The organism is Bacillus sp. JJ722 (assembly GCF_036963345.1).
In the GTDB taxonomy this organism is placed as follows: domain Bacteria; phylum Bacillota; class Bacilli; order Bacillales; family DSM-1321; genus Bacillus_AD.
Genome location: NZ_JBALMO010000199.1, coordinates 1 through 15,576, shown reverse-complemented (window position 1 = coordinate 15,576; position 15,576 = coordinate 1). Strand labels below are relative to the sequence as shown.

General features: G+C 35.6%; 16 protein-coding genes. 14 read left to right on the top strand and 2 right to left on the bottom strand.

All coding sequences use genetic code 11. The features are described from left to right. The 5 genes from V7014_RS20680 to V7014_RS20660 all read left to right on the top strand — a co-directional run. A partial coding sequence (locus tag V7014_RS20680; protein ID WP_335509871.1) for an MFS transporter occupies positions 1-379 on the top strand: 379 nt, incomplete at its 5' end. A gap of 152 nt (positions 380-531) precedes the next feature. Beyond that, positions 532-2,145 (top strand): flavin-containing monooxygenase, encoded by a 1,614-nt coding sequence (locus V7014_RS20675; RefSeq protein ID WP_335509870.1) that lies wholly within the window; start codon positions 532-534, stop codon positions 2,143-2,145. A gap of 48 nt (positions 2,146-2,193) precedes the next feature. Further along, entirely contained in the window at positions 2,194-2,943 is a 750-nt protein-coding gene (locus tag V7014_RS20670; protein WP_335509868.1) for an SDR family NAD(P)-dependent oxidoreductase, read from the top strand. A gap of 131 nt (positions 2,944-3,074) precedes the next feature. Beyond that, positions 3,075-4,802 carry an alkyl sulfatase dimerization domain-containing protein gene (locus V7014_RS20665; protein ID WP_335509867.1) on the top strand — a complete coding sequence of 576 codons (1,728 nt, stop codon included), beginning with the start codon at positions 3,075-3,077 and terminating at the stop codon, positions 4,800-4,802. An 83-nt stretch (positions 4,803-4,885) separates the two neighbouring features. Then, positions 4,886-5,740: an alpha/beta fold hydrolase gene (locus tag V7014_RS20660; RefSeq protein ID WP_335509865.1), complete on the top strand. Its 855-nt coding sequence runs from the start codon at positions 4,886-4,888 to the stop codon at positions 5,738-5,740. Positions 5,741-6,085: 345 nt separating this feature from the next. On the opposite strand, the gene V7014_RS20655 is transcribed toward V7014_RS20660, so the two are convergent. After that, a complete protein-coding gene (locus tag V7014_RS20655; RefSeq protein WP_335509863.1) occupies positions 6,086-6,763 on the bottom strand; it encodes an SOS response-associated peptidase in 678 nt (225 codons plus the stop codon). Positions 6,764-6,914: 151 nt separating this feature from the next. On the opposite strand from V7014_RS20655, the gene V7014_RS20650 reads away from it, so the two are divergent. The 5 genes from V7014_RS20650 to V7014_RS20630 are packed head-to-tail and all read left to right on the top strand — an operon-like array spanning position 6,915 to position 11,389. Continuing rightward, entirely contained in the window at positions 6,915-7,643 is a 729-nt protein-coding gene (locus V7014_RS20650) for an ABC transporter ATP-binding protein (protein WP_335509861.1), read from the top strand. Further along, the gene (locus V7014_RS20645; protein ID WP_335509859.1) at positions 7,640-8,467 is read left to right on the top strand and encodes an ABC transporter permease; all 828 of its coding nucleotides are present in this window, start codon (positions 7,640-7,642) and stop codon (positions 8,465-8,467) included. The genes V7014_RS20650 and V7014_RS20645 overlap by 4 nt, the downstream gene beginning before the upstream one ends. 14 nt (positions 8,468-8,481) lie before the next feature. Beyond that, the gene (locus V7014_RS20640; RefSeq protein WP_335509855.1) at positions 8,482-9,249 is read left to right on the top strand and encodes an ABC transporter permease; all 768 of its coding nucleotides are present in this window, start codon (positions 8,482-8,484) and stop codon (positions 9,247-9,249) included. Further along, positions 9,246-9,932: a response regulator transcription factor gene (locus tag V7014_RS20635; protein ID WP_335509873.1), complete on the top strand. Its 687-nt coding sequence runs from the start codon at positions 9,246-9,248 to the stop codon at positions 9,930-9,932. The genes V7014_RS20640 and V7014_RS20635 overlap by 4 nt, the downstream gene beginning before the upstream one ends. Continuing rightward, the gene (locus V7014_RS20630) at positions 9,920-11,389 is read left to right on the top strand and encodes a sensor histidine kinase (RefSeq protein WP_335509853.1); all 1,470 of its coding nucleotides are present in this window, start codon (positions 9,920-9,922) and stop codon (positions 11,387-11,389) included. The genes V7014_RS20635 and V7014_RS20630 overlap by 13 nt, the downstream gene beginning before the upstream one ends. 1 nt (position 11,390) lies before the next feature. Here the strand turns inward: V7014_RS20630 and arfA are convergent, their stop codons facing one another. After that, positions 11,391-11,573, bottom strand: a complete 183-nt coding sequence (arfA, locus tag V7014_RS20625; RefSeq protein WP_335509851.1) for an alternative ribosome rescue factor ArfA — start codon at positions 11,571-11,573, stop codon at positions 11,391-11,393. A 163-nt stretch (positions 11,574-11,736) separates the two neighbouring features. Between arfA and V7014_RS20620 the strand changes: the two genes are divergently transcribed. The 4 genes from V7014_RS20620 (at position 11,737) to V7014_RS20605 (ending at position 15,109) form a co-directional block, all read left to right on the top strand. Continuing rightward, positions 11,737-12,321, top strand: coding sequence for a TetR/AcrR family transcriptional regulator (locus tag V7014_RS20620; RefSeq protein WP_335509849.1), 585 nt, complete (start codon positions 11,737-11,739; stop codon positions 12,319-12,321). A 96-nt stretch (positions 12,322-12,417) separates the two neighbouring features. Beyond that, a complete protein-coding gene (locus V7014_RS20615; protein WP_335509848.1) occupies positions 12,418-12,750 on the top strand; it encodes a DMT family transporter in 333 nt (110 codons plus the stop codon). A gap of 1 nt (position 12,751) precedes the next feature. After that, positions 12,752-13,066: a DMT family transporter gene (locus V7014_RS20610; protein WP_335509847.1), complete on the top strand. Its 315-nt coding sequence runs from the start codon at positions 12,752-12,754 to the stop codon at positions 13,064-13,066. Positions 13,067-13,363: 297 nt separating this feature from the next. Next, complete coding sequence (locus tag V7014_RS20605) at positions 13,364-15,109, top strand: methyl-accepting chemotaxis protein (RefSeq protein WP_335509845.1); 1,746 nt, start codon at positions 13,364-13,366, stop codon at positions 15,107-15,109. Positions 15,110-15,576: the final 467 nt, after the last annotated feature.

Genomic DNA, 15,576 nt, shown 5'->3' with positions numbered 1-15,576 from the left:
TACTATCATCGGTGGACTTGCCCTAGCGCTTATTCCGCTAGTAGGTAACTCATTCCTGTGGGTTGTTGTGGCCTTGAGTGTGGCAAAGGGCACAACTTATATTAATGTTTCAATGGCAGTACAGGTTATGATTCGATTGATGCCAGATAGAGCAGGTTTCATGTCTAGTATATTGAGCCTTGGTAACAATATTACCCAATTAGTTTCACCCATTTTAACTGGTATGTTAGTACAAGCCGCTGGCGTAAATCTAGCACTTGGCTTTAATTATTCTATATATGTCATGGCTGGATTGTGTCTCATAACGGCTATGCTTTATTTAATGTTTGTTAGACCTGATAATGTTAAAACTACTCCAGCTAATAAAATGGCTGTGTAAAAGGGGGAGTAGATTGTCGTGAACTAATTAGAATGCTAGATGATCATTTTCCAGTTCCAGTAAAGATTCTTATGAAGAATTATTGTCTAATTGTGAGTTTTAAAGAATCAATTAAAAAGAATGCTAGAAACAAAATAAGGGAGGAAATAATGATGTTTACTCAAATCGATGCAGTTGTAGTTGGAGCAGGTTTTTCAGGGATGTACATGCTTCATAGTTTACGTGAGGCTGGATTCTCTGTTCGTGTTTACGAAGCAGGAGATAATGTTGGTGGTGTATGGCATTGGAATCGCTATCCCGGAGCGAGATGTGACTCGGAGAGTATCTATTATAATTACACTTTCTCGCAAGAACTCTTACAGGAGTGGACGTGGTCTTCTCGATACCCTGCACAGCCAGAAATACTAAGTTACCTCAATTATGTGGCAGACAAGTTTAATCTTCGTCAAGATATCCAGTTCAACACACGTATAACCGCGGCTCATTATGATGAGACGAATAGTAGATGGAAAATCCAGACGGATGATGGGAATATTTTGTTGGCGAAGTACTTTATTACAGGTGTGGGTTGTCTTTCTACTACTAATATCCCTTCTTTTAAAGGCTTAAATAGTTTTAAAGGAGAGTGCTATCACACTGGAAGTTGGCCACATGAACAGGTAGATTTCAAGGGAAAGCGGGTTGGCGTTATTGGGAATGGTTCCACTGGAATTCAGGCGATCCCAGTCATTGCTAAAGAGGCGGAGCATCTTTTTACTTTTCAGCGTACCCCACAGTATAGCCAACCAGCTAAAAATCACTCACTTGACTCAGAATTCTTACGGAAAACGAAAGAAAACTACAGAGAGATTGCACAACAAATGCGTGATTCCTCGTATGGTGTACCAGCAATAAGTCCTACACGTTCGGCACTGGAAGTTACACCAGAAGAACGGGAACGAATATTTGAGAAAGTTTGGGAAACAGGAGGCTCACTATTTGGTAGTTTTAACGATATAGCGATTAATGAAGAAGCCAATAAAACTGTTGCTGAGTTCGTTCGTTCCAAGATACAGCAAATTGTTCGTGACCCTAAGGTGGCTGAGAAGTTGATGCCATCATACTATTACGGAACAAAACGACCAATTAAAGATACAGATTATTTCGAAACTTTTAATCGTGAGAATGTCACCTTAGTTAATGTAAAGCAAGACCCAATTGTGGAAATTACCCCTAATGGTATACGGACTGAAGAAGCAGAGTACGAGCTAGATGTGATTGTATTTGCAACTGGCTACGATGCAATAACAGGAACCTTATTGAAAATCGATATTTGTGGAAGAGATGGATTATCGTTAAAGGAGAAATGGGCTAATGGGGCACAAGTGAAAACCTACCTCGGAATTGCAAACTCCGGTTTTCCAAATATGTTTATGATTACAGGTCCAGAGAGCCCGTCCGCGTTTAGCAACGCACCTGTATCTATTGAGCAGCATGTAGAATGGATTACGGAATGTATACTGCAACTCCGTGAAAATGGTGTTGAAACGATAGAGGCAAATGTAGAAGCAGAAGAGGCTTGGAGCAAACATTGTAGGGAGGTTGCCGATGCCACGCTCTTCACTAAAACTGATTCATGGTATACAGGTGCAAATATTGATGGTAAGCCGCGAGCATTTTCAATCTATCTTGGAGGCGTTGGAACGTACCGTCAGAAATGTAATGAAGTTGCGGCAAATGGCTATGAGGGATTTTCTTTAATGTCCTCTAAAAGCACGGTGGTCTGAAAAAGTACTGATTTCAAACATTAAAAGTATGGGATGGGGGAAAGGAACATGAACAAATTAGAGGGAAAAGTAGCAATTATTACAGGTGGGTCAAGTGGTATTGGTAAAGCAACTACAGAACTATTCTTGGCACATGGGGCTAAAGTTGTTGTGGCGGATATTTCTAACGAAGCAAAATTATATGTGGAAGGGCTTGTAAAAGAAGGTGGAGAGGCAATCTTTGTACAAACAGATGTTTCTAAGGAAACGGATGTTCAAAATGCTGTAAACAAAGCTGTAAATAAATTCGGCAAATTGGATATTATGATTGCGAATGCAGGTATAGGTCATCGAGATACACCAATTAAAGACTATACTTTAAGTCAATGGCAACAAATGATAGATATTAACTTAACGGGCGTATTTTTATCTAATAAATATGCGATTACTCAAATGCAAGAGCAAGGTACAGGGGGATCAATCGTCAATATTGCATCAATAATGGGGCATACTGGCCGTGATGGACAAGCAAGTTATAATGCCGCTAAAGCTGGTGTAGCTAACTTAACTCGTTCATTAGCTATTTCACACGCTAAAGAAGATATTCGTATTAATGCTGTTAACCCTGGTTTTATTTACACACCCATTTTAAGTGGTGCTAGCGATGAAGCGTTAGAAAAAGTCGCTTCACTTCACCCAATCGGTCGCCTTGGTCGTGTGGAAGAAGTTGCAAACGCAATTTTATTCCTTGCTAGCAATGATGCTTCATTCATTGTAGGAACCAATTTAATGGTTGATGGTGGTTATACTGCTATATAAGCTAATTCAAATGCAAACATTTAGTTGTAACTTTAAGATAATGTAAAAACTTTACAATGAGCATGTTTTGATCTTTTTCAAAACATGCTTATCCAGTTATACAAAATAGGAAAAAAGGAGATGAAGAATTAATGGGTGAAGAATTAAAAGTAAGAAGTACTCATGAATTTAACCCGTATATGGGAGGTGAAGTGGAAACGGTAACATTGCCTAATGGAGCAATAGTAAACAAACAAATAGGGTTAGTACCTTCAAAGTCAGAAATTATAAAAGTGAAAGATGGTATTCATGTTCTTTCAAAATATGCCATAGAGAACACAGTTATCATTGATGGTAAAGAAGGTGTAATCGTCTGGGATACAGGTTCGCATATGGGAGCAGGGCAACGAAAGTACCAAGCATTGCGTGAACTAACCGACAAACCGATTAAAGCTGTAATTTATTCACATAGCCATTATGTGATGGGAACAAGGGCGTTTGTACCTGAAGGGCCGGAAGGGGAAAATATTCATGTCATTGCTCATCCAGACCTGCATGGCAATGTAACGGATACAGCCATTGAACTAGGACCCTCTACCTTAAGAAATGGTGCTCAACATTTTGGTTTCTATCTGCCCAGCACTGGTCCAGATGCTAGTCTTACAGCTTATTTTGAGCGTGAAATTGAAAACGAAGACAAGTCTTCTGGGTATGTAAAACCAACATCTTTAGTGAAAGATGGAGAAAAAATGGTGATAGATGGTGTTCATATGCAATTTTTCCATGCTCGTGCTGACACGGATGACTCTATTGCTGTGTGGTTGCCGGATTATGATGTTGTAGTTACAAATAATGTCTGGCCTATGTTTCCGAATATTTCCACTCTGCGTGGACAACCATATCGGGATCCTACTGAATGGATAGCAGGGGTTGATAAAATTCGTGCGATTAATCCTGAATTTCTTATAACTTCACATGGCCCAGCAACAGTTACGCGAGAGGAAAGTTATGAATATGCTACATATTTCAGAGACATGATTGCCTTTGTTTATAGCCAAACGATTCGCGGTATAAATAAGGGAATGAGACCAGATGAGATTGCCGAACGCGTTAAGCTTCCGGATCATTTAATCAAATATCCTCGGATACGCGATGCATATGGTGAGTTTAAACATCATTTAAAAGGAGTATACAGTGGTTTAATAGGTTGGTTTAGTATGGATGCGGCAGATATTAATCCAGTTCCCATTCCATTCAGATCTAAGAAAATAGTAGAAGGATTTGGGGGAAAAGAAAAAATCATCGAGGAAGCAAACAAATCGTTACTACGTAAGGAAAACGCTTGGGCGGCAGAATTGATTACACACGTTTTGGATATCGACCCTGACAATCAGGAGGCTCGTCAGATTAAGGCAAATGCATTACGACAAATGGGATATGTAACACCAGCTATTTCATCTAGAAATTTCTATCTTACACAAGCCTTAGTTTTAGAAGGAAAAGTGGATTTTGCTCATATTCCGCCGGGTTTCCCAGGTACCCTAGATGAAGAATCTATGAAAAAACTTCCGATAGAAAATTTTGTAAGATTATTAGAGTATAAAATTGATCCGGAAAAATCGGCAAACATTGATAAAATACTATCAATTACTTTTACCGATCTACACCAAGAAATAAGTCTTCATGTTAGAAGAGGAGTGGCAGAATGTATTAATCGCAAGCCACTTAAAGCAGACATGTCTATCGAACTTTCTCGTGGAACATGGTTTGATATTATTTTTGGGAAGCTGGATGTAGTAGATGGTATAACCGCTGGCAAGGTGAAAGTTAATGGGGAACAAGAGGAAGTAACAAGTTTGTTTAAGGTATTTGAACTTTAAGAACAACACCAACATACCATAGCTTGTTCCATCATTGATGTTGGGTTAAATATATCTAACGAAATTGGAGGTTTTATATAGTTATGAAAAACAAAATGAGCCTTAATGGGAAAATCATATCCTTTATTGACAACGGGGATTTAACTTCCCCGGTAGTGTTGCTAGTTCACGGTTATCCAGAAACTAGCCTTATTTGGAAAGAGCTGATTCCGACAATCGTCTCACATGGATACCGTGCAATTGCTCCGGATCTACCGGGATTTGGTCAAAGTGAAAGATTTGAGAGTGAGTCAACTTGGGAAAACTATCAGCAATTCCTTGGAGACTTTTTAGAGGAATTACAGGTAGATCAGGTTCATTTATTTGGACATGATTGGGGAAGTATCATAAGTTTAGCTTGGGCGGGTAACCATCCTGAAAAAATTTTAAGCCTTTTCGCTTCAGATACAATATTCTCACCAGATGCAGAATGGCATAAACCAGCCCAAGTGTACCAAACTCTAGGAGAAGGAGAAAAAATCATGGAAAAATTTGGTGAGCGACAGTACTACGAACAGGTCTTGAAAAATGCGATTCCTGGTATTACTGATGAACTCTTAGATGATTTTTATTGTGTGTTCAAGACAGCGGAGGGTAGAAAGGTGCCGCTTGAATTATATCGATCCGGAGAAAATTTAAATAAGATTGAACGAGGTAAACTGTTCGCCATAAAGAAACCGGCAACGATTGTATGGGGAGAAAACGATCCCTATGTTCCTGTAAGCTATGCTCATCAAATACGAGATCAGCAATTGCCTCATGCATCGATACATGTTATTCCAAATGTACTTCATTTTATTCTGTTTGAAGCTGTAGATCAAGTGAAGGAAATCATTGAAATTCATCTGCAAAAAGTAAAAAATCATGAAACAAATATAGAAATGAATTATGTGGAATAGTATCATTTCTTAATGATTTTAAGCTTGTATTTACAAGGAAAATGGTTTTCGAAAATTATTGTTATATTTTTTTTAGTATTGGTAGATGCAATAATAATTCCAGCCTAAAAGAGATTAATGGATTGTCGGCAATATGCAAGAATTAATGTCGTCTATAATAGTTTATTTCAATTTGTTCATTTATCCCGTTCTAACTGGCACTATGACTCCCACTTCAAAACGAAAGTAAAAGCGAAGACGTTTAAGTGGGAGATTATGCGCCAGTAAGAACCTGATTGGTTCAACTAATAATCGGCGGGGGATGGACGAACCTCCCCACCGATTAAGGTTTCACTTTATAGAATGTTATGAACAGATTTTTTGAATTAGCTGAGGACCATTGTTTTTAGGAGAATTTACGTCTGAACTTATTTCAAATGCTTCCATTTTTTTTTCATCAAATGGCTTTAATAGTTGCTGGAGGGATGATAAATCTTTATTTGCCCGATTCAACCATGTTTTTTCATCTTTTTTAGTAAAGATAACTGGCATTCGATCATGGATGCCCATCATAAGAGGATTGGGAGTTGTCGTAATCACAGAGCAAGTATATAAAAGGGAACCATCAGATTTTTTCCAAGCATCCCATATTCCAGCCATTCCGAAAGCTTCATTATTTTTTAATTTGATTCGCATAGGAATTTTTTTTTTTTCATCCTTCTTCCATTCATAGAATGAGTCAGCTAGGATCAGGCATCTTCTTCTTCCAAACGAATTCCGAAAACTAGGCTTTTCTGCTATTGTTTCTGCTCTCGCATTAATCATTTTATATCCAATCTTATCATCTTTTGCCCAAGCGGGAACTAATCCCCATCGTAAATACCCCATCCGATTTTGTTTTCCGTCATGAATGACTGCTACAACCGAATGGGAAGGAGCGATATTATAACTCTCCACATATTCTTCTTCATCAAAAGCAGATTCAATCTGAAATCGCTCAATCAGCTCTTCATAATCTGCAAATAATGTAAATCGTCCGCACATTGTATTCACCTCATTACTAAGATTACCGGTATTAAACGGATGCATACATGAAATTTTGTTTAGTAGTATGATGCTTAAAAATAAATTAATTCGTTTTGTTTATAAATTCTTTATATTTAGATCCTACACTGTCATCTAGGAGGGATCAATTATGAAGAATAATATTTTATCAGTTAAAGAAGTAACCAAAAAAGTAAGAGGGCGTCGTTTACTACATTCAATTAGTTTTAATATTGAACAAGGAATGATTTGTGGGCTACTAGGTCCGAATGGAGCAGGAAAAACGACGTTAATTAGACTTTTAACGGGACTTATTCAACCAACGGACGGAGATATTGAAATTAATGGAAAGAGTATTGTTACTAATAGAAAACAAGTTTTATTAGAAATGGGTGCAATTGTTGAATCTCCAATTTTCTTTCCTTATATGTCAGGTAAGGATAATCTAATGAATCTAGCTCGTCTTCACCCCCAGCTTTCTGCAAAGGAACAAAAGGAGAGAGTAGAGGAAGTACTTCACATTGTTGGCTTGCAAAATCGTGCCAACGATAAGGTGGGCACTTATTCACTTGGAATGAAGCAGCGATTGGGCATTGCGCAGGCTTTGTTAGGTAAACCGTCATTTTTGATCCTTGATGAGCCAGTAAATGGGTTAGATCCTATGGGAATTCGAGAATTAAGAGAGCTAATCATAAAGATGAATCGCGATTATGGTATTACTATGCTTATTTCAAGTCATTTATTAGATGAGTTGCAAAAAGTATGTAACCAGATTGTTGTCATTCGTGAGGGAGAATTATTATGGTCTGGTTATAAAGATGAATTAGCGAGAAGTAATCAAAGTTTAGAAGATGCATTTATTGAGTTGGTGTCTCGATGAAACAATTACTAGTTAGTGAATGGGAACGATTGTGGAAAAGAAAAACGACTTGGCTTATATTTTTTAGCATTCCTCTCATTCTATTAGTTTCAGCTAAATATTTATTAGGTCAAAATAAAGTCCAATCAACGGAATTACCACAGTATGCTGTAGCTTGGAATTTCCCTATTTTAAGTCTTTCTGAAATGCTTATAACAGCCTTTCAGGGTATCATCTTAATAATTGTTGTTCTTATGGTAACAGAAGAACATCGGTCAGGACAACTTCGGATGGTGCTAATAAGGCAGTATACTTTTGCAGAAATCATGGTTGCTAAATATATGGTATCTATCGGAGCCATATTATTATTCTTCTTTACTTATTTTATACTAAGTCATTTAATGGGAATCATTTTCTTCCCGACTCCTGAAGAGTTTTCTTTATTTTATAACGAAAGCTCGGCTACAGTATTTGAAGGATTAATATATAATTTGAAGTTTTATGGAATTGCGATCGCTACAGCAATAACCATGGTTTCAATTATATTTTTTATTGCTGTCGTAAGTCGTACAACAACTGCGGCAATTGGGAGCGGTATAGGATTATTGTTGTTTTCGCTAGCCTATCCGAATATACTTTCATACTTTAAGGGGTTATTAGGTGAAGTTCTATACATGAAGCTAATTTTCATTTCTATTCCCATGATTCAATGGCAAGGGATTACACTTATGCTTGCGGAAAAACCGTATTTCGTTAACTGGAATTTTACTATAATGGGTATTTATTTTATTGGATTTGCTTGTTTAACAATGCTCGTTATGAAGAAAAAAGATTATTTTTTATAGGTGGTGTATGTAAGATGAAAAACATTTTGATAAGTGAAATAGAACGAACGTTTAAAAGAAAAAAAACTTGGGTTGGTATCTTAATATACTTTGGACTCATTGGTTTGGAATGTCTGTTCCTTTTAATGGTTGGCGGAAAGAGTTTTTATGATCCAACCCATGCTGTTACGTTAAATTCATTAAATACGGCCCCTTTCTTATTAAGAGAATTAGGACTATTTTTTCAATTTGTCTTAATCCCAATGTTAGTGGTAGATAGTTTCAATGGCGAATATACTTCAGGAGCATATCGGCTTATTTTAATAAGACCACAAGAACGTACTAAGCTTTTTTTAACAAAAATATGTGTACAAGGAGCAATCGTTCTTTGTTTATTATTGTTCACAATGGTAGTCGGAATGATTTTTGGTATGTCCGCATTTCCAGATGTAACAGAGGTGTCATTTTTAAATACAGATCCACTTCAGCCAATGAGCGTGTTTTTTTATGTATGTAAATTTTATGTTATCGCCTATCTAATCCTTTTAGCTGTTATTGCCATTGGAAGCCTTATTAGTGTTCTTATGCCTAATACAATCTTGTCATATATAGGAATCATTGGCTTTTTGATTGGCAGCCTATATGTTTCCGACCATTTCGCATTTTTCTTAGCCTTTTCAGATTCCATCTTCCAGGTGCTTGGCGGACAGAATAATATGCTTCTTATAATAGTGTTTCTTCTTCTATTTATAAGCTATATAATAAATGTTGCAACATGGAGAAGACGCGATTGGATGGGATGAAATTGAAAGAAAAAATTGTTATTGTCGATGATGAGAAAGACATTGTGACTTTTATGAAAGACTCATTAGAAGATGAAGGATACGTTGTATATAGTGCCTATAACAGCGATGAAGCGTTGTATACATTACGAAAGAAACCGGATCTTATCATCCTTGATGTCATGATGCCAGGAATGGATGGCTTTGAATTATGTGAACAGATTAGGAAAAGTGTCTCATGTCCGATTATCTTTGTTAGTGCGAAGAACTCAGAACAGGATCGAATTAAGGGATTAATGGTTGGAGGGGACGACTACATAGAAAAACCGTTTAGTTTAAAGGAATTAAAAACTAGAATTTATGCTCATCTTAGACGAGAACATCGAAATCGTCATAAGGAGTATCATCGATTACATCAAAAAAATCTCATAATTGACACATCAGCCTATGAAGTTCACTGTCACAATGAGAAAGTTACGTTTACCCATCGCGAGTTTGAAATCTTGAAATACTTTGTTTTACACCCAAACCAAGTATTATCGAAGGAACAAATTTATGATCATGTTTGGGGATTAGAAGCAATGGGAGACACATTTACTGTCACTGAACACATAAAAAAAATTAGAGCGAAATTGCTGAAGCATGACCCAAATACGACTTATATTTCTACCGTTTGGGGTGTGGGGTATAAATGGGAAGGATAGGTCGTTTTGCCAATTGGACGTTACGTCGTCAAATTATTTCGTATTTTTTTCTTATCATGTTGATGAGCATTATCGCAACTATCATTACTTGGGCATTGCTTGCGTTACTGTTTTCTTTCACTTTTAGTAATAGTTCAGTCAAACCTGCTAATTATTTTGAAAACCAAATTCCAGATATAGTCTCTTTTGTACATAAGCAGGAGAATATATTAGACATAGAAAACAAAGATGCAGTAGAAAAGATGATTCCGTTAGAAGGAATGGACTACCAGGTTATTAATAAAAAAGGACAGATTATGTATGGTAGTATGACTAAACCATATATTTCTACAGAAATGGATCTCATTAACAGTTTACATACGAATATACATGATGGTGGTAAGTTTATAAAGTATTATCCGATTTTTGATGAATCAAAAAGTTTAATCGGGGCCATTGGTTTTCGCTACGAATTATCTGTAATATCAGCTAACCCAGTGTCTCCATATCCAATTCTTATTGGTTCTGGAATAGCGATTGCTTTCTTTTCACCTTTCTTTTATTTTTTTCTATTTTCATTTTTAATGGGCAAGAGCTTCAGCAGAAAAATTGAGCACCCATTTAATGAAATCATAGAAGGAGCTCACAAGATTGAAAATCATGATCTCGATTTTTCATTATCGCATATAAGGAGCACAAAGGAATTGAACAAACTGGTTTCTGCATTTGAAGAAATGAAAGAGGCTTTAAAAGACTCGCTACAAAAACAATGGAAGTTGGAACAAGATAGAAGTGAAATGGTAGCTGCAGTGGCTCATGATTTAAAAACACCTCTTACTATTATTCAAGGTCATGTTGAGGGGTTATTAGAGATGAAAACAGAAAACCCCAAACGGCTCGAACAATATTTGCAAACGATCCAAGCTAGCTGTCAGCGGTCCATTCGATTAATTTATGAATTAAATGACGTATCAAAAATTGAACAGCCTGAATTTAAATTGGAAATGAAAGAGACGGACATTAGAAGTTTAGTTCTTTCTAAAATAAACGAATATAACCTACTATGCAAATCGAAAAATATTACGTTGAAAGCGATAATCGACGACACTTCTGTAGATACTGTGTATTTTTGGATTGATCCATTTCGTATCAATCAAGTATTGGATAATATTTTAACCAATAGTTTGAAATATAGTCCTTCAAATGGCGAAATAAAATGGAAGACAACAATCACGGAGCACGAGGTTATTTTTGAAATAATGGATAATGGTCAAGGTTTTTTACCAGAAAATAAGTCGAAAATTTTCGAGAAATTTTTTCGAGAAGATTCTTCAAGAACTAGTGAGGATGGTCACTCCGGCTTAGGATTATTTATAGCCCAAACAATAGTGAAAAAACATAACGGTGAAATCATTGCGAAAAACATTAAAGAAGGCGGAGCGAATTTTAAAGTATTAATAAAAAATATGAGAGAATAAGTTAGATATATGTTATAAAGTATTGATGAAAAAAATAGGCTCCTTCTCGATAAGTTTGTTTTCCTTTTCGAGTGTAGGAGCCTTTACCTTTTTTATTTTTCACAATACGAATAGATGCATCAAATCCCCATGTTCGTCTGCTATTTGTCATTTGGCCGATTGTTTTTGCTTTCTTTTTCTTCATCATAATACCTACTTTCTTTATAATAAATATTTTTACCTATTTTACCATGCTCGATGTCGTTTTGTAAGATCAACATGAGGAAAGGTTGGTTCTTTTTTTCTTGACTTCTGTTTTTACATGTATTATATTGTAACTAACGAACGGTAGGTAGAGGAGGCTAACCATGACTGCAAACCGTATTAAAGCCATTGCACTTTCACATTTTGCAAGATATGGCTATGAAGGAACATCTTTGTCAAATATTGCTAATGATGTTGGGATTAAAAAACCATCTATTTACGCACACTTTAAAGGAAAAGAAGATCTGTATTTTGCTTGCCTCGAAGAAGCCTTACAAAAAGATATACAATATTTTCAGCAATATACAAATCAAAATCAACTTACTCCTTTTGAAGAGCTTTTGTTAAAATTATTAAATAGTTATTCCCATCGTTTGAAAGAATCTGAAGAAGCGATGTTTTGGCTTAGAACATCATATTTTCCTCCAGATGCATTTCGGGAACAAATTGTTGCAATAGCGAATCAACATATTGTTACAACAGGAGAACTGTTGCATCCACTTTTCGAGAAAGCCGGCCAAACCGGTATTTTAAAGGATCTTGAAGTGGAAGAAGCTTTGGAAGCATATTTATGCTTAATGGATGGCTTGATGGTAGAATTGATATATGCAGGATTTAATCGATTCGAAGTACGTTTAGCTGCATCATGGAAAGTATTTTGGCGGGGTATATCACAAATGAAGGAATAGCTTTACTATGTGAGATTGCTTCGCAAATAATGACGTCTAACAGGACGTCATTGCTTTAGCTCTTAAACTAACGACCGGTAGGAAGGGGATTTTATAATGGAATGGATTTATGTAATCATCGCAGGAATCATTGAAATATTTTGGGTGATCGGATTAAAAACAGCTTCGTCACCACTAGAGTGGAGCGTCGTTGTGATCGGAATTGCTATTAGTTTTTTCCTTTTATTTAAAGCTTATGCAAAGCTTCCAGTAGGAACTGTGTATGCCATCTTCACAGGAATAGGTGCGGGTGGAATTGTTTTGACAGAAACTTTATTTTTTGGAGAGCCATTTTCGATTGTAAAAGTTTTATTAATTGCTCTAATTTTTATTGGTGTAATTGGCTTGAAAAAAATAACAGATGAAAATGAAGAAAGGGAGGCTGCATAATATGTCATGGCTATTTTTAATTATTGCTGGTATTTGTGAAGTTATCGGTGTAATCCTTATGAAGATCGCAACTGAAAAGAAAAGTTGGATACCAAAGCTCATGTTAATCGCTAGTTTTACTGTCAGCTTCTACTTTTTATCACTTGCCATGGATTCAATACCAATGGGAACAGCTTACGCTATTTGGACAGGAATCGGAACTGCAGGTAGTGCCTTACTTGGTATTCTTATTTTCAAAGAATCTGCAGACTGGCGTCGACTGGCATTCTTGGGTTGCATTTTATGCGGTGCCATTGGTTTGAAATTAATTAGCTAATACAAAAACAGTTACTTCATGTTTGAGGTAACTGTTTTCTTTTTCAGTGGTTTTTGTATTGATTTTTGCTACAAATAAATTACTAATATAATGAATTTATGACATATTTTCATTATTTAAGTGAATTTTTCCATTATTAAACATGGTAATTATCTAAAAAGATACAACATTTAAAAATTTTGCGCTAAAATAATAGTGTAATGTATATGCATTTTTTGTAATTTCATATAGACAATGGTTAATGGGGGAACATTCACGACTATAAAGGGAGATTTATAGGAACGGGAGTGTTTAATGATGATTCAATTTATTCAAAAAAGTTTAAAGAGAACAATATTAGCAGTTTTAATAGGAGTAATCATCCTCCTGTTAATTGCTAATATCGGCATTTTATTTTCTAATACAAAATCATCCATTATCGGAACCTATCAAAAGAATGGAGAAGCTAATGCTATGCGCATTGCTGCTGAAATAAATGCTGATGAATACGAACAATTTTTGAATAATCCAACTGAAGGTGAAGAATATAATGCTCTTGTTGAGCAACTTAATGATGTACGAAAAAGTAACGGGATACTATATGTATATACATTATCTGTTGATAAGGATAATCAACTTAAAATAATGATTGATGGTCGAGACGAGCCTAGTCCAATTGGTTCAGATGTAACAGCTACTACTTATTCGGATACCGAATCTGCTTTTGAAGGAAAAACAGGTAGTAGCGATCTAACAACAGATAAGGAGTTTGGTGATTATGTATCATCATTTGCTCCTATCAAGAATAGCAATGGAGAAGTAATTGGTGTACTAGGTATTGATGTTGACGCGAATTTAGTGAAGGATGTTCAGGAACAGATATTAAGCAAGGAATTGCCTAAGCTAATAATGATTGTGACGATCCTTACGCTTGTTTCATTAGCAGCCATTTTTGTCTTCCTTACAAAGAAACTAAATCCTCTTAGTTATTTGATGAAAGTGACACATTACATTACAGATGGTGAACTAACGAAAGCGCGTAAACTGTTAAATGAGAATGAAGTAAAATCAAAAAATGAAATTGGGGATTTGTATCAATCAACGAAAAAGATGACAGAAACGATTGAACAATTAATCGGGAAAATGCGGACAATCTCTGTCAAGTTACATGATGAAGGTGCATATTTAAGCGAATCATCTAAAGAAGTAAGTGAGGGATCGGAGCAAATTAGTACGACGATGTCTGAAATGGCAACTGCATCGGAATCAGAAGCTCAATTAGCCAATAATTTGAATGAACTTATGATTGAGTTTACTGATTTATATAGCCAAACAGCTATACAAGGGGATGCGATTGTAGAAGCTACTCATACATTGTTAAAAGAATCAAAAACGGGTACTACATTAATGGATGATTCGAAGGAGCAAATGGAAGAGATTTATCAAATCATATCTAATGCGGTTGAACAAGTACAAGTGTTAAATGAAGAAAATAAAAGGGTATCTTCATTAGTCACAATTATTAGCGATATAGCGAACCAAACGAATCTTTTATCATTAAATGCTTCAATTGAAGCAGCTAGAGCGGGAGAACATGGTAAAGGTTTTGCGGTAGTTGCTGGGGAAGTAGGTAAATTATCTAAAGAAGTCACTAATTCCGTTAAAGACATAAATAGTATTGTGAATATTGTTACAAAGAATTCTCTTAAAATGGTTGAAATTTTAAGGGTAGGTTTAGAGAAAGTTAGTACTGGTAGAATGAATATCAATCAAACAGGAGTTACTTTCTATACGATTTCTTCATCACTCTCTTTGATGAATGAATTAGCGGATCATATGAGCGGACAATTATCTATTGTTTCACAGAAGGAAACAGCTATTAATCAAGCAATCGCCGAACTTGCTTCAATTTCAGAGGAAAACGCAGCAAGTATTGAAGAAGTTTCTGCTTCAGGTCAAGAAATAAGTGCTTCTATGCAATCATTGAGTCAGCTTGTCGATGATTTAAGTAAATCATCAGTAGAACTTAATCAGATTAGTAGTCAGTTTAAAGTAGAAGAATAAGCAGATTATTTTTTGTTCTTGGTGACACTTTCTTCGTTGAAGAAGGTGTCACCGATTAGAAAATAATTTATTCCGTTAACGGAGTGATTCTTCATTAAGAGGAATCGCTTGTCACATATTTAAGTTAGCAATTATGAAAGATATAATTTTAATTTTCTTAAAATAGTTTCTCTACTTTCATTATTCGTACTACTTTTTTGATATAAGGAAAATCAATGAAACATTTCATTATTTTGGTATTGTTTGTAAGTTTGTTTATTAATATAATAATGTCGTGATTGTAAAAAAATTGAAAGACAAAGAATATGAACAGGTTGTAATCCATAATGGATAAGCTGTTAATGGAATATAGTATTGAATGTGAAATGGAAGAATGATTGGTGGGAAGGAGATCTTCTTCTAGAATAAATATTTGAAGTAGCTGTTCTAAAGTATGATTTGGAAACGATAGTTTGCAAACAATAGAT